Below are 25,662 nucleotides of genomic sequence, written 5' to 3'. Positions count from 1 at the left end.
AGCCGGGCGGGTCGGTCCGGGACGAGGAGGTCGTCGCCGCGGCCGCCGCGGCCGGCGTGACGCTCTACCTGACGGGCACCCGCCACTTCGCGCACTGACGCGCGGGCGGTCCCGCACGAGGCCGACGGTTTCCGACCGCGCCTCCCGAGATCTCGGGGGGCCGCGCCGGAAGCCGTGGGCCTCGCGTCGTCGTGGGCGCGGTCAGTGTCGTGCAAGTCGTTGCAGCGCCTTTCTGCAAGCCGATACAGTCGCTGGTAGCCGCGCTGCTGAGCCTCACCCCCGACGATGGAGTCCTGTGATGACGCACGCCCGCAGGCGCCCTTCCGTGGCGCCCCGGACACCCCTCGAACCCCGCGGCGCCCGGCGCGGCGTCCTGGCCCTGCTGGCCGCCGGAGCGCTGCTCGTCTCCGGCGCGCCGACGGCCGGGGCGGACGACCTCGCCGACCCCGGCGACCCCGCCGCCGCCGACCCGCCCCCCGCGATCACGTCCGTGTCCGTGCCCGGCAGCCACAACACCGCCATGGGCTGCACCGGCGACTGGCAGCCCGACTGCGCCGCGGCGCAGCTCGAGGAGCGCGCCGACGGCGTCTGGCAGGGCACCTTCGCGCTGCCGCCGGGCGACTACGCGTACAAGGTCGCGATGGACGGCACCTGGGACGTGTCGTACGGGCTCGGCGGCGTCGTCGGCGGCGCCGACGTGACCTACACGGTCCCGGGCGACCCGGCGGGCGCGCCCGTCGACATCACGTTCTACTGGGACCCGGTGTCCGGCGACTTCCAGAACACCGCGCAGGGCCCGGTCGTCACGCTGCCCGGCTCCTACCAGGCCGCGGCCGGCTGCCCCGGCGACTGGGCGCCCGACTGCCTCGCCACCTGGGCCAAGGACCCGGACGGCGACGGCGTGTACGCGTGGTCGACGACCCGGATCCCGGCAGGCTCGTACCAGGTCAAGGTCGCCCACGGCATGTCCTGGGACGTCAACTACGGCCAGGGAGGCGCGATGGGCGGGGACAACTACACGTTCGCGACGTCCGACGGCGAGCAGGTGTCGTTCGCGTACGACGTCGCGACCCACCTGCTGGAGATCACCGTCGAGAACCCGCCGCTCACCGGCGTCGGGCAGCAGCGGGCGCACTGGGTGCGGGGCGACCTGCTCGCCTGGCCGCGCGACCTGCTCGGCGGCGCCGACCCGGCGGACCTGACCTGGGCGCTGCACCACGCGGCCGAGGGCGGCATCGGCGTGACCGACGGCGCCGTGACCGGTCCCGCCGGCGCCGGCGAGGTCCCGCTCACCCACGACCCCGCGGGCCTGCCCGCCGACGTCCGCGCCGACTTCCCGGCGCTCGCGGGCGCGGTGGCGCTCCGGGTCGCCCCGGGCGCCGACGCGGCCGCGCTGCTCGCCGGCGAGGTCCAGGTGTCCCAGGCGGGCGCCGACGGCCTGACCGCGCTCACCGGCGTCCAGGTCCCCGGCGTGCTGGACGACCTGTACGGCGCGGCGGCCGACGCCGACCTCGGCACCACCTGGGCCGCGGGCGCCCCGACGTTCCGGCTGTGGGCGCCGACCGCCCGCGAGGTCACGCTGCTGACCTGGGCGCCCGGTGCCGACCTCGGCACCGCCCCGACCCGCGTCGCCGCCGACCGCGCCGCCGACGGCACCTGGTCCGTCACGGGCGACCCCGCCTGGGCCGGCGTCCGCTACCAGTACGAGGTCGAGGTCTACGTGCCGGCGACCGGCCGGGTCGAGACGAACGTCGTCACCGACCCGTACGCCGTGGCGCTGACCGTGAACTCGACGCACGCCGTCGCGGTCGACCTGGCCGACCCGGCGTACCGCCCGGCGCTGTGGGCGGACACCGCCCAGCCGGTCGTCGAGCGGGCCGTGGACCACACGATCTACGAGCTGCACGTGCGTGACTTCTCGATCGCCGACCAGACCGTGCCCGCGGCCGAGCGCGGCACCTACCTGGCGTTCGCGCGGAACTCCGACGGCACCGCCCGGCTCCGCGAGCTCGCCGACGCCGGGCTGACGACGGTGCACCTGCTCCCGACGTTCGACATCGCGTCGATCGAGGAGGACCGCACTCGGCAGGCGACCACCGGCGACCTGACCGGCTTCGGCCCTGCGGGCACGGAGCAGCAGGCCGCGGTCGGCGCGATCCGCGAGCGGGACGGCTTCAACTGGGGCTACGACCCGTGGCACTTCACCGCGCCCGAGGGCTCCTACGCCACCGACCCGGAGGGTGGCGCCCGCGTCGCCGAGTTCCGCACCATGGTCGGCGCGCTGCACGAGATGGGGCTCGGCGTCGTCCTGGACCAGGTGTTCAACCACACCGCGGCGAGCGGCCAGGACGCGAAGTCGGTGCTGGACCGGGTCGTCCCGGGCTACTACCACCGGCTCGACGGCACCGGCCAGGTGCAGACCAGCACCTGCCAGAACGTCGCCACCGAGCACGCGATGGCCGAGAAGCTCATGGTCGACTCGGTGGTCACCTGGGCGCGCGACTACCGGGTCGACGGCTTCCGGTTCGACCTGATGGGCCACCACTCGAAGGAGAACATGCTGGCCGTGCGGGCGGCGCTGGACGCGCTGACCGTCGAGGCGGACGGCGTCGACGGCTCGGCGGTGTACCTGTACGGCGAGGGCTGGGACTTCGGCGAGGTCGCCGGCAACGCGCTGTTCGAGCAGGCCACGCAGGGCCAGCTCGGCGGCACCGGGATCGGCACGTTCTCCGACCGGCTCCGGGACGCGGTGCACGGCGGGTCGCCCGTCGAGGGCTCGTCGATGTTCACCCAGGGCTTCGGCACCGGCCTCGCCACGGACCCGAACGGGCAGCCGGCCCAGCTCGGCGACGCGTCGACGGTCAACACCGGGTCGGCCGCGGAGTTCGCGGACCTGGGCCTCGCCACCGACGTCGTGCGGCTCGGGCTCGCCGGCAACCTGCGGGACTACGAGCTGACCACGCACACCGGCGAGGTGCTGCGCGGCGACGAGGTCGACTACCGCGGGGCGCCCGCCGGGTACGCGGACTCGCCGGAGGAGGTCGTCAGCTACGTCGACGCGCACGACAACGAGACGCTGTTCGACCTGCTGACCATCAAGCTGCCGCAGAGCACCTCGATGGACGACCGGGTCCGGATGAACACGCTGTCGCAGGCCACCGCCGCCCTCGCGCAGACCGTGACGTTCTGGCACGCCGGCACGGACCAGCTCCGGTCCAAGTCGCTCGACCGGGACAGCTACGACTCCGGCGACTGGTTCAACGCGATCGACTGGACCGGCCAGGACAACGGCTTCGGCCGCGGCCTGCCGGGCGCGTGGGCGAACCAGGAGAAGTGGGACGAGATGCGTCCGCTGCTCCAGGACGCGGCCCTGAAGCCGTCCGCCGCGGACATCGCGAGGGCCCGCTCGGCGGCGGACGACCTGCTGCGGCTGCGGTTCTCGACGCCGCTGTTCCGGCTCGGCGACGCCGACCTGATCAAGCAGAAGCTCACGTTCCCGGACGCCGGGGCGGACGCGACCCCGGGCGTGATCGTCATGCACGTGGACGACACGGTGGGCCCGGACGTCGACGCCGACCTGGACGGGCTGCTGGTCGTGTTCAACGCGTCGCCCGACGCCGTGACGCAGGAGCTCCCGGGTCTGGCCGGCGCGGCGTACGCGCTGTCGCCGGTGCAGGCCGCGGGGGGCGACGACGTCGTCCGGACGACGACCTGGGACGCCGCGAGCGGGACCGTCACGGTGCCCGCGCGGACCGTCGCGGTGCTGGTGCAGGCCGCCGACGGCGCGGCGCCGGTCGACCCCGGCCCGGGCGCGCCCGGCACGCCGGGCGACGGCGACCCGGCCGGCGACCCGGGCGCCCCGGGCGCCGACCCGGCCGGCGGCGGCGACCCCGCGGCGGCCGGCACCGGCGGCGACGTCCTCGCCGTCACCGGCGCGCACCTGCTGCTCGGCCTGCTCGCGGCGCTCGCCGCGGTCGGCGGCGGCACGTGGCTCGTCCGCGCGCGGGCCCGGGCGGCGGCGGCCGCCGGGCGCGAGGGGGCGGCCGACCGTCTGCCATGATGCGACCAGCCGACCGGGGCGCGACGTCGCGCCCCGGTCGCCCGGTGGACGGACGGAGGCACGATGCGTCGCGGGACCAACCTGCCGCGGATGGGCGACTTCAACCAGACGGTCGTGCTCGACGTGGTGCGCCGCGCGGGCGGGGGCCTCGCCCGCGCCGAGGTCGCCCGGCGCACGGGGCTCTCTCCGCAGACCGTGACCAACGTGGCGCGCCGTCTGCTCGACCTCGGCCTGGTGGTCGAGGAGGGCGAGGCGGCGCGCCGCGGCCCCGGCCGGCCCGGCACGCTGCTGCGGCTCGACGCGGGCAGCCGGTTCGCGGTCGGCGTGCACCTGGACCCGGCCACGATGACCTTCGTGCTGCTCGACCTGTCGGGCGCGGTCGTCGCGCGGGCGCAGGTGCCGACCCCGGTCCCGGAGGACCCGGAGGCGGTCGTCGCGGGCCTCGTCGCCGAGATCGAGGGGCTGATCGCCCGCGCCGGCGTGGACCGCGACCGGGTGCTCGGCGTCGGCATCGCGGCGCCCGGGCCGATCGACGTCGACGCCGGCGTGGTGCTCGACCCGCCGCACCTGCCCGGCTGGCACGACGTCCCGCTGCGGGACGCGGTCGCCGAGCGCACCGGGCTGCGCGCGGTCCTCGACAAGGACGTGATCGCCGCCGCGAGCGCCCACCTGTGGCACCCCGGCGAGCACGCGTCGGACTTCGTGTTCTTCTACCTCGGCACCGGCGTGGCCACCTCGACCGTGCTGCACGACGAGGTGGTGCGCGGCGTGTCCGGCAACGCGGGGGAGTCGGGGCACCTGGTCGCCGACCCCGACGGGGCGCGCTGCTGGTGCGGCCGGCGCGGCTGCCTCGGCGCGGTGCTCCGGGCGGAGGCGCTCGCGGAGCAGGGCCGGGCCGCGGGCGTCGACCTGCCGGGCTGGGGCGACGGCACCGACCCGCGCGCCGTCGACGACGCGGTGACCGCCCTGTGCGCGGCCGCCGACGCGGGTCACCCGGGCGCGCGCGCGGTGCTGGCGCTCGCGGGCCGGCGGGTCGGCATGGCCGCGGGGGTGCTCACGGACCTCCTCGACGTCCCGGCCGTGCTGGCCGGCGGCCCGCTGTGGGACCGGATCGCCCCGCACGCCGCCGCGGCGCTGGCGGAGGAGATCGCGGCGCACGTGGTCCCGGGCGGCCACGCGCTGACGGTCGCGTCCTCGGCGTTCGGGGCGCAGGTGGGCGCGGTCGGCGCGGGGTGCATCCTGCTGGCCCGCGCGTTCACCCCGCGGCCGACCGACCTGCTGCTGGTCAGCTGACGGGCGCCCGCGTCAGCCGACCGTCAGCACCACCTTGCCGCGCGCGGCGCCCGACGCCACGTGGTCGATCGCGGCGCCCGCCGCCGCCAGCGGGAAGGTGCGGTCGAGCACCGGTGCGAGCGCGCCGTCGGCCAGCAGGTCCCGCAGGTGCGCGAGGTCCGCGGGGTTCTCCCGGGACACCACGCTGCGCAGCCGCTGCCGGACCCACGGGTCGAGCGCCGCGGCGCGCGCCTGCCGGGCGAGCCCGCCGCCCACGACCCGGCCGCCGCCCTCCGCGCCGACGAGGACCAGCGACCCGCGCGGCGCGAGCAGCCGGCGCAGGTCGCGCAGCGGCGTGAGGCCACCGGTCACGAGCACGGCGTCGTACCCGGACCCGAGCGCCGCCGCGCCGGCGGACCGGTCCACGACCGCCTCCGCCCCGGCCGCGGCGAGCGCGTCGGCGAGCCCGGCCCGGGCCGTCGCCGCCGTGACCCGGGCGCCCGCCAGCACCGCGAGCCGCACCGCCAGCGTCCCGACGCCGCCCCCGGCGCCGAGCACCAGCACCCGGGACCCCGCGCCGACCCGGCCGGCGCGCAGCGCGTGCAGGGCGGTCGTGCCGCTCGTCGGGACCGCCGCGGCGACCTCGGCCGGCACGTGGTCGGGCAGCGCGGCGAGCCGCCGCTCCCGCGTGACGGCGACCTCGGCGAACGCGGCCCGCCCGCAGCCGAGCACCCGGTCGCCCGGCCGCAGGCCCGCCACGTCGGGCCCCACCGCCGCCACGGTCCCCGCGAGGTCCAGGCCGATGCCGGGCTCGCGCGGCGCGCGCAGCCCGGTCACCAGCCGCATCACCGACGGCAGCCCCGTCGCCAGGTGCCAGTCGCCCATCGCGACCCCGGCGGCCGCCACCCGCACGTGCACCTGGTCGCCCGTCGGCGGCGGCAGCGTGCGGTCGGCCACCCGCAGCACCGCCGGGTCCCCGTACCGCTCCCGCACGACCGCCCGCACCGTCGACCCCGTCCTCCCCGCCACCGTCGTCATGACCCTCCTCCGTCCGGCTCGTACGCGAACACCTCGTCGATGGACCGCCCGAGCGCGCGGGCGATCTGGAACGCCAGCTCGAGCGAGGGGGAGTACCGGCCCTGCTCGACGGCGATGACCGTCTGCCGGGTCACGCCCAGCACCTCCGCCAGCTGCGCCTGGGTCAGCCCCCGGTCCGCGCGCAGCGCCCGGATCCGGTTGGTCACGGCGGTCGGCCTCACCACGGGCCCACCCCCCGGCGGAACGCCACGAGCCGCGCGGCGGCCGACAGCAGGGCCGACAGCACGAACCCGAGGTAGAGCGCGTTGGCGATCCAGAACCAGTCCGCCTCGAGCAGGGCGAGCACCAGGCCGCCCAGCCCGCCGAGCACGAGGAACGACTGCCCCACGCGCTCGCCCATCCGCTCGATCTCGCGCTCCCGCTCGTCGCGCACCGCGCGGTCCCGCGACGTGGCCCCGAGCACCATGCCGGCGACGATGCCCGCGAGCACCGCGCCGCCGATCGAGGCGAGCATCGGGCCGGCGTACGCGACCTCCGTCAGGGGGCCGCCGGCCGCCCGGGACAGCACCACCGCCAGGTACGTGCCGTACCCGAGCACGGCGATGACGCCGTACGCCCAGGTGTTCTTCTCCTGGAAGGACATGGCCCCTCGCTCCCGTCCGCGTGCCTGATGTCAAAGATGTTTGACATCGCGACCGTACGGCCGCGCGGCGCGCCATGTCAAACATCTTTGACATCACGTCGGCCGGCGCGGCGACGTCACGGTTGCATCTCGGGACGAACCGGACTCTTGACACGAATTCATCCAGACGTTGTAGTTATCGGGTCCGGGGCAGCGCCGCCCGGGGCCGTGCACGTGGAGCAAAGGAGCATCCATGCGTCTGCAGAGGACCGTCATCGCAACCGGGGCCGTCGTCGCGCTCGGTCTCACCGCCGCGTGCAGCAGCGGGGGTGGCGACAGTGCCGCCGACGACTCGACGATCACCGTCGCGTACCAGAAGACCGCGCAGTTCGTGCAGCTCGACGACCTGCTGCAGAAGGCCAAGTCCGAGTACGAGGCCGCGAACGACGGCATGACCGTCGACCTGGTGCCGATCGAGGCCGAGCAGGACCAGTACTTCACCAAGCTCGCGCTGATGAACGGCTCGGCGGACACCGCGCCGGACGTCATCTACGAGGACACGTTCCAGATCCGCTCGGACGCCGCCGCGGGCTACCTGCAGCCGATCGACGAGTACGTCGAGGCGTGGGAGGACTGGGACCAGTTCCCGGACACCGCCCGGCAGGCCGGCCTCGGCGACGACGGCAAGGTCTACGGCGTCTCGATGGGCACCGACACCCGCGGGCTCTACTACAACAAGGACCTGTTCGAGCAGGCCGGGCTGCCGACGGACTGGCAGCCCGAGAGCTGGGACGACATCCTCTCCGCGGCCCGGACGATCAAGGAGAAGCTGCCCGACGTCACGCCGATCAACGTCTACGCCGGCAAGGCCGCGGGCGAGGCCACGACGATGCAGGGCTTCGAGATGCTGCTCTACGGCACCGACGACGAGCTGTACGACGCCGACAGCCAGAAGTGGATCACCGGCTCGCAGGGCTTCACCGACTCGCTGGCGTTCCTCGAGACGATCTACGGCGAGGGCCTCGCCCCGTCGCTGGACATCGCGCTCGACGCGTCGGTCGGCGCCCGCGTCGCCACCGAGCTGCTGCCGCAGGGCAAGCTCGCGATGGCGGTCGACGGCTCCTGGCTGCCCGGCGGCTGGATCACCGGCGACAACGCCTGGCCCGAGTGGGAGGACACCCTGGGCATGGCGGCCATGCCGACCCAGGACGGGCAGGAGCCCGGCTTCACCTCGATGTCCGGCGGCTGGACCCTCGCGGTCGGCGCGCACGCCGGCGACCCGCAGGCGGCGTTCGACTTCATCGCCACCGCGCTGAACAAGGAGAACTCGCTCAAGTACGACACCGAGAACAGCCAGATCGCGGTGCGCACCGACGTCGCGGAGGACCCGGAGTACCTGGGCTTCAACCCGTCGTTCGAGTTCTTCAGCTCGCTGGTCGACTACACGCACTTCCGCCCGGCGACCCCGGACTACTCGCAGATCTCGTCGAACATCCAGGTCGCGGCGGAGTCCGTGGCGACCGGGCAGGCCACCGCGGAGGAGGCGGCGGCCACGTACGACGAGGGGCTCGTGTCCATCGTGGGTGACGACGCGACGCAGGCCGCCGGCTGATGACGGCCGCCACGCCGGCCCTGCCGGCGGCCGGGGGCGGGTTCCGCCGCCCCCGCCGCCGGCCCGGCCGGACCGCGCTGCGGCTGCTGCCGCTGCTGCCCGCGGTCGCGCTCATGCTCGTGTTCCTGGCCGGTCCGGTGCTGTGGTCGTTCTACGGCTCCCTGACCAACCAGGCGCTGACCGGCTACAAGGCGGCGAACCCCGAGTTCGTGGGCCTGGACAACTACGCCGAGCTGCTCACCGACGACGGGTTCTGGAAGGCCGTCGTGCTGACGGTCGTGTTCGTCGGGGCGTCGGCCGTGATCGGGCAGAACGTGCTGGGCATGGCGCTCGCGCTGCTGCTCCGCGCCGCCGCCAGGCCGCTGCGCGCGGTCGTCTCGGCGCTGGTCGTCGTGGCGTGGGTGCTGCCGGAGATCGTCGCGGCGTTCGCGCTGTACGCGTTCTTCTCCACCGACGGCACGCTCAACCAGGTGCTGGGCTGGTTCGGGCTCGAGGGTCCGACCTGGCTCATCTCGGTGCCGATGCTCGCGGTGATCCTCGCGAACATCTGGCGCGGGACCGCGTTCTCGATGATGGTCTACGGCGCCGCGCTGTCCGAGGTGCCGCCGGACGTCACCGAGGCCGCCGCGATCGACGGCGCCACCGGCCCGCAGCGGTTCTTCCGGATCACGCTGCCGATGATCCGCCGGTCGATCTCGACCAACCTCATGCTCACGACCCTGCAGACCCTCGCGGTGTTCACCCTCATCTGGGTGATGACCGGCGGCGGGCCCGGCACGGACTCCTCGACGCTGCCCGTCCTGGCCTACCAGGAGGCGTTCAAGTTCGCGCAGGTCGGCTACGGCACGGCGATCGCGACCGTGACGCTGCTGGTCGGGGCCGTGTTCTCGATCGTGTACATCCGCGTGCTCAAGCCGGAGGTGGACTGATGACCGCGCTCACCGCCCCCACCGCGCCGGTGGCGTCGTCGGCCCGCCGGCGGGGCAACCGCCCGGTGCCGTCGGTCGCGTCGCCCCGGCGGCGCACCGGCCGGCTGCTGGTCACGCTCGCCCTGGTGCTGGTCGGCATCGCGTTCCTGGTGCCGCTCGCGTGGATCGTCCTGGCGTCGCTCGACCCGGCGGCGACCGTGTCGGTGAAGCTGCCCGAGTCGATCACGACGGACAACTTCACCGAGATCCTCACCTGGGAGGCGACGTTCCGGCCGCTGTGGAACTCGCTGGTGCTGTCCCTCGGCACCGGGGTCGTCACCGTGCTGGCGTCGGTGCTCGCCGCCTACCCGCTGTCCCGGTACCAGATGCGGTTCCGCAAGCCGTTCCTCTACTCGATCCTGTTCGGCACCTGCCTGCCGATCACCGCGATGATGGTCCCGGTCTACGCGCTGTTCGTGTACCTGGGGCTGCTCGACTCCGTGCCGGGCACGATCTTCTTCCTCGCCGCCACGTCGCTGCCGATGGCGATCTGGATGACCAAGAACTTCATGGACTCCGTCCCGGTGTCCCTGGAGGAGGCCGCCTGGGTCGACGGCGCCGGGTCCATGACCGCGCTGCGCCGGATCGTCGTCCCGCTGATGCGCCAGGGCATCGCCGTGGTGTTCATCTTCGTGTTCACGCAGGCGTGGGGGAACTTCTTCGTCCCGTTCGTCCTGCTGTTCTCGCCCGCCAACCAGCCCGCCGCCGTCGCGATCTACAGCTTCTTCGGCACCTACGGGACGGTCGCCTACGGCCGGCTCGCGGCGTTCTCGATCCTCTACTCCGTCCCCGTGCTCGTGCTGTACCTGCTGGTGCAGCGGTTCTCCGGGGGCTCGTTCGCCATGTCCGGCGCCGTGAAGGGCTGACGCCGCCGCGCCCCGGCGCAGCGCCCCGCGCCCCGACCCCGACCCGATCACCGCACGCCGTCAGGAAGGTCCACCATGCCCGTCGAGCACTCCGCCGCCGTCGTCCAGCGCGTCCAGCGGTTCCTGCACGAGCGGCTCGCCCCGGCGGTCGTCGCCGGCCGCGCGCCGCTCGACGTCACCGCCTGGACCGCGCCGGGGGAGCCGGTGCCGTTCGCCGAGGCGACCGCTCAGGCGTACGCCGCCGCACCGCCCGGGACGCCGTGGGGCGCGCCGTGGAGCACGACGTGGTTCCGGATGACCGGCGACGTCCCCGCGGGCTGGCTCGGCTCCGACGAGGTGCGCGCCGGCCGGCACGCGGTCGAGCTCGCGATCGACCTCGGGTTCACCACCACCCAGCCGGGCTTCCAGGCGGAGGGCCTCGTGCTGCGGCCGGACGGCGTCGCGGTCAAGGGGCTGTCCCCGCGGAACCAGGCGGTGCCGTGGGCCGAGCCGCGGGTCGACGTGTACGTCGAGGCGGCGGGCAACCCGGACGTCGGCAGCAGCACCTGGTACGGGCCGACACCGCTCGGCGACCCGCTGACCGCCGGCACCGACCCGCTGTACGCGCTCCGGTCCGCCGAGGTGGTGCTCCGGGACGTCGAGGTGTGGGAGCTGTGGCAGGACCTGCTCGCCGTGCTCGGGCTGGTCGAGGTCGTCGACCCGGCGTCCACCCGGTACGCCCGGGCGGTGCGCGCGCTGGACCTGGTCGTCGACGCGGTCGACCCGGCGGACGTCGCCGGGACCGCGGCGGCCGGGCGGGCGGTGCTGCGGCCGGTGCTCGACGTCCCGGCCGCGCCGGGCGGGCACCGGGTGCTGGCGACCGGGCACGCGCACATCGACTCGGCCTGGCTGTGGCCGGCGCGGGAGACGGTGCGCAAGTGCTCGCGGACCTTCGCCAGCGTCGTCGCGCTGATGGACGAGCGGCCGGACTTCGTGTTCGCGTGCTCGTCGGCGCAGCAGTACGCGTGGGTGGCGGAGCGGCACCCGGAGCTGTTCGAGCGGATCCGCGCGAAGGTGGCCGCCGGCCAGTTCGTGCCGGTGGGCGGCATGTGGGTCGAGTCGGACACCAACATGCCCGGCGGCGAGGCGCTGGCGCGGCAGATGGTCGAGGGCAAGCGGTACTTCCTCGACGAGCTCGGCGTCGAGACCGAGGACGTGTGGCTGCCGGACTCGTTCGGCTACACCGGCGCGCTGCCGCAGATCGTCCGCGCCGCCGGGTCGCGGTGGTTCCTGTCGCAGAAGCTGTCCTGGAACGACACCAACCGGATGCCGCACCACACCTTCCACTGGGAGGGCATCGACGGCTCCCGGGTGCTCGCGCACTTCCCGCCGGTCGACACCTACAACTCCGACCTGTCGCCGAAGGAGCTCGCGCACGCCGAGCGGAACTTCGCGGACAAGGACGTCGCCACGGAGTCGCTGGTGCCGTTCGGCTGGGGCGACGGCGGCGGCGGGCCCACGCGCGAGATGCTGGCGGCGGCGGACCGCGCCCGGTCGCTCGGCGGGCTGCCGGAGGTCGAGCTGGGCTCGCCGAACGCGTTCTTCGCGCGGGCCGAGGCGGAGCTGGCCGACGCCGGCGGGCCGCCCGCGGTGTGGTCCGGCGAGATGTACCTGGAGTACCACCGCGGCACGTACACCTCGCAGGCGCGGACCAAGCGCGGCAACCGGCGCAGCGAGCACCTGCTGCGCGAGGCCGAGCTGTGGGCGGCCACGGCGTCGGTGCGGACCGGGGCGGCGTACCCGGCCGAGGAGCTGCGCGCGCTGTGGCGGGTCGTCCTGCTGCACCAGTTCCACGACATCCTGCCCGGGTCGTCGATCGGCTGGGTCTACCGGCAGGCGGAGGAGGCGTACGCCGACGTCGAGGCGCGGGCCGGCGCGCTCGTGGACGCGGCGCTCGCGGCCCTCGTCGGGGAGGGGGACCGGACGGTGCGGCTGAACGCGGCGCCGCACGCGCGGGACGGGGTGCCGGCGCTGGGCGGTTCCGTGGCGTCGGACGACAGCGCGGCGGGGCCCGGCGCCGGGTCGGTCGAGGTGCTGCGCGAGGGCGACGCCCTGCGGGTGCGGACCGACGCGCTCGACGTGCGGCTCACGCCGGGCGGGCAGCTCGCGTCCGTGCGGGACCTGGCCGCGGGGCGCGAGGCCGTGGCGCCCGGGCACCTGGCCAACCTGCTGCAGGTGCACCGCGACGTGCCGCGGCAGTGGGACGCCTGGGACATCGACGCCGAGTACCGGCGGACCGTCGAGGACCTGCTCGACGCCGACACCGTCGAGGTCGTCGCCGAGAAGCCCGACCGCGCCGTGGTCCGCACCTCGCGCACCCTCGGCGACTCGACGATCGTGCAGGAGCTGACCTTCCGGCCGGGCACCCGGGCGGTCGAGATCGTCACCGAGGTCGACTGGCACGAGCGGCAGCGGCTGCTCAAGCTCGCGTTCGGGCTGGACGTGCACGCCGACCGGTCCGCCGCCGAGACCCAGTTCGGCCACGTGCACCGCCCGACGCACACCAACACGTCCTGGGACGAGGCGCGGTACGAGATCTGCGCCCACCGCTGGCTGCACGTCGGCGAGGCCGGGTACGGGGTGTCGGTCGCCAACGACGCGACCTACGGCCACGACGTCACCCGGGCGGTCGGCGAGGACGGCGGCACCGCCACGGTGGTCCGGCAGTCCCTGCTCCGGGCGCCGCTGTTCCCGGACCCGGAGGCCGACCAGGGCCGGCACCGTTTCCTGTCCGTGCTGCACGTCGGCGCGGGCATCCCGGAGGCGGTCGTGGACGGCTACCGGGCGAACCTGCCGGTGCGCGAGGTGCGCGGCGGCCGGGACGTCGCGCCGCTGGTGGTCGTCGACGGGCCGGGGGCGGTCGTCGAGGCCGTGAAGCTCGCGGACGACGGGTCGGGCGACGTGGTCGTGCGGCTGTACGAGGCGCACGGCGGGCGGGCCCGGGCGACCGTGACGGCGGGGTTCGACGCCGCCGGGGTGGCCGAGGTGGACCTGCTGGAGCGCGAGGTCGAGCCGCGGGCCGTGGTGCCCGGGGCCGGCGACGGGGCCGCTGGGGCGGCCGGGGCGGCGGGCGCGGCGGTCGCGCTCGACCTCCGGCCGTTCCAGCTCGTCACCCTCCGCTTCCGCCGGGCCTGACGGGGGCGGCGGCCTCGCCGCCCTCGCGCCCTGCCGCCCTCCCTCCCACCCGCCCGCTGCGCCGAGATAGGGCCTCCGCGCCGAGAGAGGGCCCGCCGCGGCCCTATCTCGGCGGAGGGGTCCTATCTCGACGTCGGCGCGCGGCGGCGGGTCGGCGCGCGGGCGCGGGGCGGGCGTCGGACGCACAGGTCGCGCCCAGGTGCGGCCCAGCGTCCCGGCAGGTCCGGGCGGGAGCGTCGGCGCAGGTGGGCGCGGCGCCGCGGGTGCGGCGGCGCGCCCCGACGCCCGACCCCGCACAGGAAGCGACCGATGAGCTCACGACCCCTGGCCCAGGAGAAGCTGCCCAAGAAGGACCGCAAGGCGCTCGCCCGGGAGCTCGCCCGCCTGGAGCGCGAGCGCCAGGCGCAGCGCCGGCGGCGCAACAAGCGGCTCGGCTGGGCGGGAGCCGGGACGGCCGTCGTCGCCGTCGGGGTGATCGCGGCGCTCGCGGTGCAGGCGTCGGTCCGCGCCGGGCAGGTCGGGCCGCACAACATGCTGTCCGACGGCCTCGTGCTCACCGGCGACGGCAGCGCGGTCGCCGCGAGCCGCACCAGCGCGCTCGACCCGGGGGAATCGCCGGTCGCGACCGTCGTGGACCGGAGCAGCGGCGTGCTCGACCTCGTGCTGTACCTGGACTACCGGTCGCCCGAGGCCGAGACGTTCTGGGCCGCGAACTCCGCGTCGATCGAGCAGTGGGTGACCGCGGGCTACGCGACGCTGGAGATCCACCCGCTGGCGCTGCTCGACGGGGCGACGGTCGGCACGGGGTCGGGCGCGTCGGCGTCGGCGTCGGCCGCTCCGTCCGCCGCCGCGTCCGCCGCGCCGTCCGCGTCCGCCGCGCCCACCGCCGACGGCTCGCTGCTGGGGACGATGCAGACGACCGGCGACTACTCGGCCCGCGCCGCCGGGGCGCTCGCGTGCGTGGCGGACACGGCGCCGGACAGCGCCCTCGCCGTGCACGACGCCCTGCTCGCCGCGCAGCCCGACCTGGACGAGGACGGCCTCGCCGAGGACGACCTGGTCGCGCTCGTGCAGAACGCCGGCGTCACCGACGAGGCGGTGGCGGACTGCGTCACGGGCGGCGACTTCACCGACTGGGCCCAGGCGGCGACGACCCGGGCGGCGGAGTCCGTGCCGTACGACGTCGGCAGCGTCACCACCAGCCCGGTCCTGCTGGTGGGCGGCCAGGAGTACACCGGCGACCTCGGCGACGCGGACGCGCTCCTCGCGTTCATCGAGGAGGTGAGCACGCAGCTCGCGGCCGAGGCGGCGGAGGCCGAGGCGTCGGCGTCGCCGAGCGCGTCCCCGACGGAGTCGCCCGCCGCGGGCGCGTCGGAGGCGCCGTCCGCGCAGGCCACGGAGCCGACCGCCCCCTAGCGTGGGGGCATGGACCGCTGGACCTGGCCCGCGTGGGTGGGCGTCGTGGGCGGGGTCGCGGCCTTCGTCGTGCTCCTCGTGCCCGTGCTCGTCGTGCAGAGCCGGCGGTACGGCCGGCTGAGCGGCCCGAGGCTCCTGGGCGCCGCGGCCGTCGCGGTCTACGGCGTCGCGCTGCTCGCCTACACGCTGCTGCCGCTGCCGTCCGGCGACCTCGCGGCCTGGTGCGCGCGGTACGGCGTCGGCGGGCCGCAGCTGCGGCCGTTCCAGTTCGTCGCCGACATCCGCCGGGACACCGCGGGCCTGGGGCTCGGCGCCACCCTGCGCAGCGCCGCGGTGCTGCAGGTCGCGTTCAACGTCCTGCTGTTCGTGCCGTGGGGCGTGCTCGCCCGCCGCTACCTCGGCTGGGGCGTGCTCGGCAGCACCCTGTCGGCGGCGGGCGCGTCGCTGCTGGTCGAGACCACGCAGACGACGGGGATCTTCGGCCTGATCGGCTGCGCGTACCGGCTCGGCGACGTCGACGACCTGCTCACGAACACGCTCGGCGGTCTGGTCGGGGCCCTGCTCGCGCCGCTGGTGCTCGGCTGGATGCCCCGCTCGGGCGACCTGGCGGCCGGGCGGGCGCTGCCGCGGCCGGTCACGTCGGCGCGCCGCTGGCTCGGCATGCTGGTGGACGCCGCGCTGGTGACGCTCGTCGGGTACGGGATCACCGTGGCCTACCGGGTGCTGCTCGTGGCGACCGGCCGGCCGGTCCCGGTCGACGGCGACCCGGTCGAGCTGCTCGTCGGCACGGTGCTGCCGGTCGCGGTGCTGCTCTGGCTGCCGCCGCTGCTCGGGAGCGGGGCGTCGCTCGGGCAGCGCGCGATGTGGCTCGAGCCACGGTGGCGGCGGGCCGACGGCACGGCCGGGCGCGGGCCGCTCGCCGCGCGCGCGGCGCGGGGCGCGCTCGGGGCCGGGCTCTGGGGGCTGCTGACCGTGCTGGCGGGGCTGCCGGACGCGTGGCCCGGGGGTGCGGGCGCCGGCGCGGGCGGGGTGATCGGCGTCGTCGGCGCGGTGGCCGCGGTCGCGCAGCCGGTGCTCGTCGTCGCGTGGGTGCTGGCGGTGCCGTGGAGCCGGGGCCACCGCGGGCTGTCGTACGCGCTCACCGGGGCGGAGCTGGCCGACGCGCGGGACGGCGCGGGCCGCGCGGCGGGCCCCGGCCCGGGCGCGGGCGAGGTCGGCGTGCGCGCGGGGGACCGGCTCGGCTGACCCGGCCGGCTCGCCCCGCGGCCGCTCGGCCCGTGGCGGCTCAGCCCGCCAGGGCCTTCGCGAGCGGCACGGCGGGGTCCGCGGCCCGGGCGCGGTCGAGCACCGGCAGCGCCGCGCCCGCGAGCAGCCGCCGCGCGCCGCCCACGTCGCGGGGGCGGTCCACCGCGAACACCGCCGTGAGCGTGCCGGTCCCCGGGGCGAACCACAGCGCGGTCCAGCCGTCCTCGCCGGCCGGGTCGCCGCGCAGCACGACGTCGTCGTCGGCGCCGGGCAGGCCGTAGAGCGCGAGCTCGTGCCCGAGCTGCGTCGAGAACACGTACGGCGCGAGGTCCGCCTCCGCGGCCTCCCGGCCGAGCAGCCCCGCGACCGCGACCGCCGGGCCGCGCAGCGCCGCGTCCCAGTGCCCGCCGGGCACCCAGCCGTGCCGGGCGGACCGGCGCCGGGCCGCGTCGCCGACCACCCGCGCCCGCCACGACCCGCCGACCGGGGCGTGCCGCTCGTCGACCGGCACCGACCCGTCCGGGTCGAGCGGCAGCGCGCCCGCCAGCCAGCCCGTCGCCGGGCGCGCGCCGATCGCCGCCAGCACCGCGTCCGCCGGCAGCACCGTGCCGTCGGCCAGCCGCACCGCGCCGGGCTCGACCGCCGCGACGGCCGCGCCCGTGCGCAGCCGCACGCCCGCCCGGGCGAACCAGGGGGCGGTGAGCGCGCCGACCCGCCCGCCCAGCGCCGTCATCAGCGGGGCCTCGCGGGCCTCGACGACCGTGACGTCGACGCCCGCGGCCGCGGCGACGGTCGCCACCTCGGCGCCCACCCAGCCCGCGCCCACCACGACGAGCCGCCGGGCGGCGGGGTGCGGGCCGGGGTCGCCGGACCCCGCGGCGCCGGGGGCCGCGAGCCCGTGCGGGAACCCGAGCGCCGCGCGCAGCCGCTCGGCGTCCGCGGCGGTGTGCAGCGTCAGCGCGTGCTCCCACGCCGGTGGCCGGACGGCGGCGGCCCCGGTCGCCGCGACCACCGCGTCCGCGGCCACCTCGCCGTCCGCCGTGCCGACCCGCACGCCGTCGTCGTCCACCGCCAGGCCCGTCGCCGGCGTACCCAGCCGCACGTCGTCCGCGGCGGCGAGCGCGTCGGCGCCGAGCTCGTCGGCCAGCCACGCCGGCGCCGGGCGGTCGAGCAGGTGCTTGGACAGCGGCGGCCGGTCGTACGGGGCCACCTGCTCGGCGCCGAGCAACGTCACCCGGCCGTCGAAGCCCTGGGCCCGCAGCTCGAGCACCGTGCGGGCGCCCGCGATGCCGGCGCCGACCACGACGACCGAGCGGGGCGCGCGCGGCGGGCCGGGCGTGGCGGGACGGGCGGCGACGGGTCCGGCAGCAGGCACCCGGCCACCGTAGCCTGCGGCGACGCGGGGCGGCCCGGCGGCGAGGGGCGGGCGCGGTAGCCTCGTCGGTGACGGTGCGCGACCCCTCGACGCACCGCGGGGAGGGAGACGCGCGTGAGCCAGGACGGGGCCGTGACGCCCGCTGCGCCGACCGCGTCGACCGGTCCGGCGCCGGCCGCCCCGTCGGCCGCGCTCCCGCCGCTGACCCCGCCCGCCGACCGTCCGTCGCCCGAGGACGAGCGGTTCGGCCCCGACGGCGAGCCGCTCGACCCGCGCGCCATCGCCCGCGCCTCGCTCGCCGCCGACCGGAACTGGTCGCTGTGGGTGATCGTGGGTGCCGTGCTGTTCTGCGTCGCGCTCGCGCTCGCCGCCGGCACGCCGACGGGCGCCCTCGCGCTGGCCGGCTTCCTCGCGTGCTGCGCGGTCGTGCGGGCCGTCGTCCGGAAGTCGCCGGCCGCGCTCGTCGTGCGCCGGCGCGCGGTGGACGTGCTGACCCTCGGCGGGCTCGCCGTCGCGATCGGCGTGCTCTCGCAGGTCGTGCCCTCGCCCTGATCGTCCCGAGGACGACGCAGGGGCGGCGACCCGACCGGGTCGCCGCCCCTGCGCGGGAGCGTGCGGGCGTCAGCGCGCCGGCTGCACCTCGACCTCGACCTCGTCGATCTCCAGGTCCTCGTCGAGCAGGTCGTCGTCGGCCGGGGCGGTCGCGAACGCGCGGTACAGCAGCGCGGCGAGCGCGGCGCCGACCAGCGGCGCGACCCAGAACACCCAGATCTGGCCCCAGGCCCACGACTCGGAGAAGATCGCCGCGGCGGTCGAGCGGGCCGGGTTCAGCGAGCCGCCGGTGACCGGGTAGGCCACGAGCATGCCGAACGCCACGGTGAGCCCGACGGCGAACGCGGCCTGCTGGCGGGTCCGGCCGCGGCGGTCGGTGGCGCCGAGGTACACGCCGACGAGGATCGCGGCGAGCACGCCCTCGAGCAGCAGCGCGGCGACCATGCTGAAGCCCTCGCCGTTCGTCGACTGCGCGATGGGGGAGTGCGCCCCGTAGCCGTTGGCGGTGCCGCTGAAGAACGTCCGCTCGTTGCCCTCGAGCGCGGGCAGCGACGTCGCCGTCACGAACAGCACGGCGGACGCCAGCGCGCCGCCGACGAGCTGCGCCAGCCAGTACGGCACCAGGTGCGCCCACGGCGTGCGGCCGGCGAGCGTGCTGCCGAGCGTGATCGCCGGGTTGAAGTGGCCGCCCGACACGTGCGACACCGCGACGAACGCCGCGATGGTGCCGAAGCCGAAGCCGAGCGCGATGCCCACGGCGCCGGCCCCGCTGACCGAGGCGAACAGCGCCGCGCCGACGCCCGCGAGGACGACGACGAACGTGCCGAACAGCTCGGCGCCGAGGCGGGCCACCAGCGACGGGCCGGTCAGGGTGGCGCGGACGGCCTCGATCTCGATCTCGTCCTCGTCCGCGACGACCGCCGAGGCGGTGCCGTAGCCGCTGGCCGCGCCGTACCCGACCGGGATCGCGGCGGGGGCCGGCGCGGCCGCGGGGGCCGGGGCGGCGGTGGGGGTCGCCGGCGTGGCGGCGGGCGCCCCGGCGTTCGGGGCGGGGGCGCTCGCCGGGCCGGGAGCGGGGACGGCCGCGCCGGCGGGCGGCGCGGACGGCGTCGGGGTCACGGGGGAGCCGGCGGCCGGGGCCGCGGCCGGGGTGCCCTGCTGCGAGTCGGTCGCGCCGGTGGGCGCGTCCGGGGCCTCGTCGGGCTCGGGCTTGTCCTGCGACATGATCATCCGTTCGTCCGGGTGCGATGACGGGCGCGGGCCGCGCCGTACGGCGGCCCCGCACCGGGTCCGACCTGCGGGCGCGCAGCGCGCAGCCCCGGTCGGGCACACAGATCGAGCATGCCACCGATCGCTGTGCGTCGCCTGGATGCGCCCCCTACCCGGCCGCGCCCGCCCGCGAAGTCTCTCGACGTCAAGTAATCTGGCCCGCATGGCGAAGATCAAGGTGGTTGGACCGGTCGTCGAGCTCGACGGTGACGAGATGACGCGGATCATCTGGCAGTTCATCAAGGACCGCCTGATCCATCCGTACCTCGACATCGACCTGCGCTACTACGACCTGTCGATCGAGAACCGCGACGCGACGGACGACCAGGTCACGGTGGACGCGGCGAACGCGATCAAGGAGCACGGCGTCGGCGTCAAGTGCGCGACGATCACACCGGACGAGGCCCGGGTCGAGGAGTTCGGCCTCAAGAAGATGTGGCGCTCCCCGAACGGCACGATCCGCAACATCCTCGGCGGCGTGGTCTTCCGCGAGCCGATCATCATCAGCAACATCCCGCGCCTGGTGCCGGGCTGGAACAAGCCGATCATCATCGGCCGCCACGCCCACGGCGACCAGTACAAGGCGACCGACTTCACCGTGCAGGGCGCGGGCACGCTGACCCTCACCTTCACCCCGGCGGACGGCTCCGAGCCGATCCAGACCGAGGTCGTGACGTACCCGGACGACGGCGGCGTCGCGATGGCCATGTACAACTTCGACGAGTCGATCCGCGACTTCGCGCGCGCCTCGTTCGCGTACGGCCTGCAGCGGCAGTACCCGGTGTACCTGTCCACCAAGAACACGATCCTCAAGGCCTACGACGGCCGGTTCAAGGACCTGTTCCAGGAGGTGTTCGACGCCGAGTTCTCGGCGGCGTTCGCCGAGGCGGGCCTCACCTACGAGCACCGCCTGATCGACGACATGGTCGCCTCCGCGATGAAGTGGGAGGGCGGCTACGTCTGGGCCTGCAAGAACTACGACGGCGACGTCCAGTCGGACACCGTCGCGCAGGGCTTCGGCTCGCTCGGCCTGATGACCTCGGTCCTCATGACCCCGGACGGCCAGACCGTCGAGGCCGAGGCCGCGCACGGCACCGTCACCCGGCACTACCGCCAGCACCAGGCCGGCAAGCCGACGTCGACCAACCCGATCGCGTCGATCTTCGCCTGGACCGGCGGCCTCAAGCACCGCGGCAAGCTGGACGGCACCCCCGAGGTGACCCAGTTCGCCGAGACGCTCGAGGACGTCGTCGTCAAGACCGTCGAGAGCGGCAAGATGACCAAGGACCTCGCGCTGCTCGTCGGCCCGGAGCAGGAGTGGCTGACCACCGAGGGCTTCCTCGAGGCGCTCGACGAGAACCTGGCCGCGCGCCTGGGCTGACCCCCGCGCCGCACGACCCCACGGCCGCCGCCCGCACCCGCGGGCGGCGGCCGTCGCGGTGCGCGGGGTCGCCCGTGCCGTCACCTCTCGAACGCATGCGGGGGCACCGCGCGCGGCGTGCCGAGAGGGCTCGCGGCCCCTGTATCCTCGGCTACGTGGGCACTGAGAGAGTGACCCCGGGATCGCAATCTTCACTGCGTGAAGCCAACCGTGCCCGGATCGTGAGTGCCGTCCAGCAGCGTGGCTCACTCACGCAGGTCGAGCTGGCCGGTGTCACGGGGCTGTCACCCGCCACGGTGTCGAACATCGTGAAGGAGCTCACCGGCGCCGGCGTGCTCGCCACGGCGCCCACCTCCCGCAGCGGCCGCCGCGCCCAGCAGGTCACCCTCGCGCGCAACCTCGGGCTGGTCGGCGGCATCCACTTCGGCTCGCGCTCCCTGCGGGTCACGATCGCCGACGTCGCCCAGCGGGTCGTCGCGGACCAGCGCATGCCGCTGCCGCCGGACCACCGCGCGGACGCCGGCCTCGAGCGCGCGTCGCTGCTGCTCACCGAGCTCGTCGACTCCGTCGGCGCCACCATGTCCGAGGTGCTGGCGGTCGGGGTCGGGGTGCCCGCGCCGGTCGACCCCGGCACCGGCCGGATCGTGTCCGTCGGCGTGCTGCGCGGCTGGGACGGCGTGTCCGTCCCCGAGGTGCTGGAGCGCCGGCTCGGCGTGCCCGTGCAGGTCGACAACGACTCGAACCTCGGCGCGCTCGCCGAGCTGCGGCACGGGGCCGCCCGGGGCAAGCGGCACGTCGCCTACCTCAAGGTGTCGCACGGCGTCGGCAGCGGCCTGATCGTCGACGGGCGCGTGTTCCACGGTCGAACGGGCGCGGCCGGCGAGTTCGGGCACATCACGATCGACGACAACGGCCCGATCTGCCGGTGCGGCAACCGCGGCTGCCTGGACGCGCTCATCGGCGCGCCGGCCCTGCTGCGGATGCTCGAGTCCAGCCACGGGCACCTCACGCTGTCGGACGTCATCGCCCGCGCGCAGGACGGCGACCCCGGCTGCCGGCGGGTGATCTCGGACGCCGGCCGGCTGCTCGCCGTCGCCGCCGCCAACACCTGCAACCTGTTCGACCCGGAGCTCGTCGTCGTGGGCGGCCGGCTCGCCGAGGCGGGGCCGATCCTGCTGGACACGTTCCGGAGCGTGCTCGCGCAGCGGACCCTGCCGAGCACCGCCGGGCCGGTCGAGGTCGTCGTCTCCGAGCTCGGCACCGCCGCGGAGGTCCGGGGGGCGCTGGCGCTCGCGCTGGACCACGCCGGTATTGCCCAGTCCATGGCGGTGGCAGGATGAGCCGGTGCAGCACGGCACGCGGCAACGACGCAGCGGAGGAGGACCGATGACCAGGGCACCGGGCACCCCCGTCCTGTCCGTGCGGGGCGTCTCCCGCAACTACGGCGCCGTGCGCGCGCTCGTCGACGTGGACCTGGACATCCACGCGCACGAGGTCGTGGCGATCGTCGGCGACATCGGCGCCGGCAAGTCGACGCTCGCGCGGGTGATGTCGGGTGCCCTTGCGCCCGACTCCGGCCACATCGAGGTCGGCGGCGTCCCCGTCACCATGCCGTCGACGCGCGCCGCCCGCGAGCTCGGCATCGCCGCCGTGTTCCAGGACCTGGCGCTCGCCGAGAACCTCGACGTCGTGCAGAACCTGTTCCTCGGCCAGGAGCTCCGCCGCGCGGGGATCCTCGACGAGCGGAAGATGGAGCGCCGCGCCTGGGAGGTGCTGGGCCAGCTCGCCGCGCGCGTGCCGTCCGTCAGGGCGCCCGTGCGCGCGTTGTCCGGCGGGCAGCGGCAGGCCGTCGCGGTCGCCCGCACGCTCGTGGGGAACCCGCGTGTCGTGGTGCTGGACGAGCCGCTGGCCTCGCTCGGCATCTCGCAGACCGCCGAGGTGCTCAACATGGTCGAGCGGCTCCGCGAGAGCGGGCTGGGCGTCGTGATGATCAGCCACTCGATGGTCGACGTGCAGGCCGTGGCCGACCGGATCGTCGTGCTGCGGCTCGGGCGGATCAACGGCGACTTCGACGCGGAGCACGCGTCGTACGAGGACCTGATCGCGGCGATCACGGGGATCACGCCGACCGGGCGGGCGGCGCGGCCGACGACCCGGCCGGCGACGCTCTGACGGGAGGCGCTCAGAGGCCGAAGCGGGGGAGCGCCGCCACCAGCCGGCCGGCGGAGCCCGTGACGTCGCGGGCGACCTTCGCGGTGACGTCGGCGCCGTACTGGGCCTGGGTCTTCTGCGCCGTGAGCCGCGCGAGGCGGTGCGCCAGCGGGGCGCCGTCCGCCACCTGCGCGAGGAGCGCCGCCGCCTCGCGGTGGTCGCCGCCGCTGCTGCGATGCCCGAGCGCGCGACCGCAGATCGCGTCGGCAGCCGCGATGGCCGCGCTGATCGCGTTCGACGCGGCGACGCTCGCCTCGCTGGACGGCCCCTCCGAGCACCCCACCAGCCGTTCCTCCGCGACCCGGAGGTGCGCACGGGCGATCTCGGCGCGCTCGCGACAGGAGGCCGGGGTCATCCGGGTCGTCCGTGGCGGCACCAGGTCACGCTCCGTGGGTCTGCAGCAGCTCTCTCAGGTCCGGGCCGCTGATCGTCGTCGCATCCTCGAGCCACGACCGAACCATCGGGTCGACGGCGCGGACAAGGTCGACGAGGCGATCTGTGGACAGCTCGTAGACCGAGCACGCGTTGCCGGTCCAGCGCTCGACGCCGGCGGTGATCCCCAGGGCCAGGTGCTCGACCTCGTCCGGGGTGACGTCGTCGGGGGTGAGCACGACCAGGTCGACGTCGCTGCGCCGGTCGCTCGTGCCGCGCGCGACGGACCCGTACAGCGCGACGGTGGTCCGGGCGGCGCGGGCGGAGCCCAGGCGCTCGACGACCCGCCGGGGTTCGACGCCCCCGGGACGAGATCGGCCACGCGCGAGCCGGTCAGCGGCGTGGCCGCCCGGTCCAGGACGACGAGGACGCGACCCTCGAGGCTCGGCACGACGGCGGAGACCGGGTTGCTCAGGTCCACGTCGCACCTCGCCGATTCTGATGCTTTCTCATCAGGTCTGATGAAAAAGTATCAGGACGGGCTCAGCGGAAGACGATCGTCCGGTGCCCGTCCAGGAGCACCCGGTGCTCCGCGTGCCAGCGCACCGCCCGGGCCAGCGCCCGGCGCTCCACGTCCTGGCCCAGCGCGACCAGGTCCGCGACCCCGCGGGTGTGGTCGACGCGCTCGACGTCCTGCTCGATGATCGGGCCCTCGTCGAGGTCACCCGTGACGTAGTGGGCCGTCGCGCCGATCAGCTTCACGCCGCGGTCGTGGGCCTGCGCGTAGGGTCGCGCCCCCTTGAACGACGGCAGGAACGAGTGGTGGATGTTGATGACCCGGCCGGCCAGCGCGCGGCACAGGTCGTCGGACAGGATCTGCATGTACCGCGCCAGCACGACGAGCTCGACGTCCAGCTCGTCGACGAGCTCCAGCAGCCGCGCCTCGGCGGCCGCCTTCGTGTCCTTGGTGACGGGCACGTGGTGGAACGGGATGTCGTAGAACGCCGCCAGGTCGGCGAGCGCGGTGTGGTTCGACACCAGGCCGACGATGTCGATCGGCAGCCCCTCGGAGCGCTGCCGGAACGCCAGGTCGTTCACGCAGTGCGCGGCGGTCGAGCCGAGCAGGAGCGTGCGGACGCGGCGGCCGGCGACGTCGAGCGACCAGTCCATGGCGAACCGCGGGGCGAGCGCGGCCAGCGCCTGCTCCAGCTCCTCGCGGCTCCGCTCCGACGCGACCTCGACGCGCATGAAGAACAGCCCCGACAGCGGGTCGCCGAACTGCTGCGACTCGGTGATGTTCCCGCCGTGCTCGGCGAGCAGCCCCGCGACGGCGGCGACGATGCCGGGCTGGTCGGGGCAGGACAGCGACAGCACCCAGGAGGTGGCTGCGCCGGGCGTCGATGTCGGGGTCGTCACGCAGGGGAGGGTACCCGCGCGCGGTGCGCGGCCGCCCGGGGCGTCCGCGCGCGGGGGTGTGTCCACCGGGTGGAATCCGGGGCGCATCGGGACCTCCGGGCTGCCGAGGGGGCCGACCTCCTGAGACGATGGGGGCATGAGCGAGACCGAGGTGACCATCCGTCCGATCGCCGACGCCGACGCCGGCGAGCTCCTGACGCTGCGCCGCGCCGCGTTCGTCACCGAGGCCCAGCAGTACGACGACCCGCACATCCCGCCGCTGACCCAGACGCTGTCGGAGCTGCGCGCGGACATCGCGGCCGAGGGCGTCGTCACGCTGGGCGCCTGGGCCGGTCACCGCCTGGTCGGCTCCATCCGCGTCGTGCTTGAGGGCAAGAAGGCCACGCTCGGCCGGTTCGCCGTCGCCCCGGACCAGCAGGGCCACGGCATCGGGACCCAGCTGCTGCTCGCGATCCTGCCGCACCTGCCGGAGGACGTGGAGGAGATCTGGGTGTTCACCGGGCGCGACTCCGTGCAGAACCTCGCGCTGTACGAGAAGCACGGCTACACGCACGAGCACGACCAGACCGTCGGGGACCTCACGTACGCGTACCTGCGGCGGATCCTCGGGGACGCCGACGCGGAGGCGCCCGCCTCGGCGTGAGGCCGGCGGCGCCCGCTCACGGGACCGGTCCGCGGACAGCCCGCCCCGCCGCGGCGGCGACGTTGCTAGGCTGACCCGGTCGCGACTGGCGCACAGGTGGGTCACCACCGGGGAGCGACGCAGCAGCACGACGTCGGGTCGGACGCCTGGGCCCCGCGGTCACCCCACAC

The 25,662-nt window shown here is 75.7% G+C and carries 20 protein-coding genes, 1 pseudogene and 1 riboswitch; of the genes and pseudogenes, 13 read left to right on the top strand and 8 right to left on the bottom strand.

Annotated elements, in window-relative coordinates; all coding sequences use genetic code 11:
• Nucleotides 1-325: 325 nt before the first annotated feature.
• Nucleotides 326-4,060: pseudogene (gene pulA, locus VER05_RS05025) on the top strand (pullulanase-type alpha-1,6-glucosidase); the annotation flags it as partial.
• Nucleotides 4,061-4,123: 63 nt separating this feature from the next.
• Entirely contained in the window at nt 4,124-5,353 is a 1,230-nt protein-coding gene (locus VER05_RS05020; RefSeq protein ID WP_324844296.1) for an ROK family transcriptional regulator, read from the top strand.
• Between the two features lie 12 nt (nt 5,354-5,365).
• Here VER05_RS05020 and VER05_RS05015 read toward each other — a convergent pair whose 3' ends face one another.
• Genes VER05_RS05015 through VER05_RS05005 form a run of 3 tightly spaced genes read right to left on the bottom strand, consistent with a single transcriptional unit; the run spans nt 5,366 to nt 7,013 of the window.
• The gene (locus tag VER05_RS05015) at nt 5,366-6,370 is read right to left on the bottom strand and encodes a zinc-binding dehydrogenase (RefSeq protein WP_324844295.1); all 1,005 of its coding nucleotides are present in this window, start codon (nt 6,368-6,370) and stop codon (nt 5,366-5,368) included.
• Nucleotides 6,367-6,594: a helix-turn-helix transcriptional regulator gene (locus tag VER05_RS05010; protein WP_324844294.1), complete on the bottom strand. Its 228-nt coding sequence runs from the start codon at nt 6,592-6,594 to the stop codon at nt 6,367-6,369. Before VER05_RS05010 ends, VER05_RS05015 begins: the two co-directional genes overlap by 4 nt.
• Entirely contained in the window at nt 6,588-7,013 is a 426-nt protein-coding gene (locus VER05_RS05005) for a hypothetical protein (protein WP_324844293.1), read from the bottom strand. Before VER05_RS05005 ends, VER05_RS05010 begins: the two co-directional genes overlap by 7 nt.
• A gap of 232 nt (nt 7,014-7,245) precedes the next feature.
• On the opposite strand from VER05_RS05005, the gene VER05_RS05000 reads away from it, so the two are divergent.
• From VER05_RS05000 to VER05_RS04975, 6 genes are all read left to right on the top strand, one after another.
• Nucleotides 7,246-8,604, top strand: a complete 1,359-nt coding sequence (locus VER05_RS05000; RefSeq protein ID WP_324844292.1) for an extracellular solute-binding protein — start codon at nt 7,246-7,248, stop codon at nt 8,602-8,604.
• Complete coding sequence (locus VER05_RS04995; protein ID WP_414647555.1) at nt 8,604-9,533, top strand: carbohydrate ABC transporter permease; 930 nt, start codon at nt 8,604-8,606, stop codon at nt 9,531-9,533. The genes VER05_RS05000 and VER05_RS04995 overlap by 1 nt, the downstream gene beginning before the upstream one ends.
• Complete coding sequence (locus VER05_RS04990) at nt 9,533-10,438, top strand: carbohydrate ABC transporter permease (protein ID WP_324844291.1); 906 nt, start codon at nt 9,533-9,535, stop codon at nt 10,436-10,438. The genes VER05_RS04995 and VER05_RS04990 overlap by 1 nt, the downstream gene beginning before the upstream one ends.
• 75 nt (nt 10,439-10,513) lie before the next feature.
• The gene (locus VER05_RS04985) at nt 10,514-13,612 is read left to right on the top strand and encodes an alpha-mannosidase (RefSeq protein ID WP_324844290.1); all 3,099 of its coding nucleotides are present in this window, start codon (nt 10,514-10,516) and stop codon (nt 13,610-13,612) included.
• Between the two features lie 309 nt (nt 13,613-13,921).
• Nucleotides 13,922-15,028, top strand: coding sequence for a thioredoxin domain-containing protein (locus VER05_RS04980; protein ID WP_324844289.1), 1,107 nt, complete (start codon nt 13,922-13,924; stop codon nt 15,026-15,028).
• A gap of 9 nt (nt 15,029-15,037) precedes the next feature.
• Nucleotides 15,038-16,273, top strand: coding sequence for a VanZ family protein (locus tag VER05_RS04975; protein ID WP_324844288.1), 1,236 nt, complete (start codon nt 15,038-15,040; stop codon nt 16,271-16,273).
• A gap of 40 nt (nt 16,274-16,313) precedes the next feature.
• Here VER05_RS04975 and VER05_RS04970 read toward each other — a convergent pair whose 3' ends face one another.
• Nucleotides 16,314-17,648, bottom strand: a complete 1,335-nt coding sequence (locus tag VER05_RS04970; protein ID WP_324844287.1) for an FAD-dependent oxidoreductase — start codon at nt 17,646-17,648, stop codon at nt 16,314-16,316.
• A 114-nt stretch (nt 17,649-17,762) separates the two neighbouring features.
• On the opposite strand from VER05_RS04970, the gene VER05_RS04965 reads away from it, so the two are divergent.
• A complete protein-coding gene (locus VER05_RS04965; protein ID WP_324844286.1) occupies nt 17,763-18,200 on the top strand; it encodes a DUF3017 domain-containing protein in 438 nt (145 codons plus the stop codon).
• A 69-nt stretch (nt 18,201-18,269) separates the two neighbouring features.
• Here VER05_RS04965 and VER05_RS04960 read toward each other — a convergent pair whose 3' ends face one another.
• Entirely contained in the window at nt 18,270-19,424 is a 1,155-nt protein-coding gene (locus VER05_RS04960; RefSeq protein ID WP_324844285.1) for an MIP/aquaporin family protein, read from the bottom strand.
• 208 nt (nt 19,425-19,632) lie between these two features.
• Here VER05_RS04960 and VER05_RS04955 point away from each other — a divergent pair, with 208 nt between their 5' ends.
• The 3 genes from VER05_RS04955 (at nt 19,633) to VER05_RS04945 (ending at nt 23,022) form a co-directional block, all read left to right on the top strand.
• Entirely contained in the window at nt 19,633-20,850 is a 1,218-nt protein-coding gene (locus VER05_RS04955) for an NADP-dependent isocitrate dehydrogenase (protein WP_324844284.1), read from the top strand.
• 95 nt (nt 20,851-20,945) lie between these two features.
• On the top strand, nt 20,946-22,190 hold the full coding sequence (locus tag VER05_RS04950) for an ROK family transcriptional regulator (RefSeq protein WP_324844283.1): 1,245 nt from the start codon (nt 20,946-20,948) through the stop codon (nt 22,188-22,190).
• Nucleotides 22,191-22,236: 46 nt separating this feature from the next.
• The gene (locus VER05_RS04945; RefSeq protein WP_324844282.1) at nt 22,237-23,022 is read left to right on the top strand and encodes an ATP-binding cassette domain-containing protein; all 786 of its coding nucleotides are present in this window, start codon (nt 22,237-22,239) and stop codon (nt 23,020-23,022) included.
• 10 nt (nt 23,023-23,032) lie between these two features.
• Here VER05_RS04945 and VER05_RS04940 read toward each other — a convergent pair whose 3' ends face one another.
• The 3 genes from VER05_RS04940 to purU all read right to left on the bottom strand — a co-directional run bounded on the left by VER05_RS04940 (nt 23,033) and on the right by purU (nt 24,849).
• The gene (locus tag VER05_RS04940; protein ID WP_324844281.1) at nt 23,033-23,344 is read right to left on the bottom strand and encodes a hypothetical protein; all 312 of its coding nucleotides are present in this window, start codon (nt 23,342-23,344) and stop codon (nt 23,033-23,035) included.
• A gap of 97 nt (nt 23,345-23,441) precedes the next feature.
• Nucleotides 23,442-23,921 (bottom strand): nucleotidyltransferase domain-containing protein, encoded by a 480-nt coding sequence (locus tag VER05_RS04935; RefSeq protein WP_324844280.1) that lies wholly within the window; start codon nt 23,919-23,921, stop codon nt 23,442-23,444.
• Nucleotides 23,922-23,976: 55 nt separating this feature from the next.
• The gene (gene purU / locus VER05_RS04930; RefSeq protein WP_324844279.1) at nt 23,977-24,849 is read right to left on the bottom strand and encodes a formyltetrahydrofolate deformylase; all 873 of its coding nucleotides are present in this window, start codon (nt 24,847-24,849) and stop codon (nt 23,977-23,979) included.
• 136 nt (nt 24,850-24,985) lie between these two features.
• Between purU and VER05_RS04925 the strand changes: the two genes are divergently transcribed.
• Entirely contained in the window at nt 24,986-25,492 is a 507-nt protein-coding gene (locus tag VER05_RS04925; RefSeq protein ID WP_324844278.1) for a GNAT family N-acetyltransferase, read from the top strand.
• Between the two features lie 71 nt (nt 25,493-25,563).
• Nucleotides 25,564-25,651, top strand: a riboswitch (ZMP/ZTP riboswitch).
• Nucleotides 25,652-25,662 lie beyond the last annotated feature (11 nt).

The sequence above is a fragment of the Cellulomonas sp. genome (assembly GCF_035634735.1).
Taxonomy (GTDB): Bacteria; Actinomycetota; Actinomycetes; order Actinomycetales; family Cellulomonadaceae; genus Cellulomonas.
The sequence above is the reverse complement of the archived record's forward strand: the minus strand, read 5'-3'. Positions and strand labels throughout refer to the sequence as shown.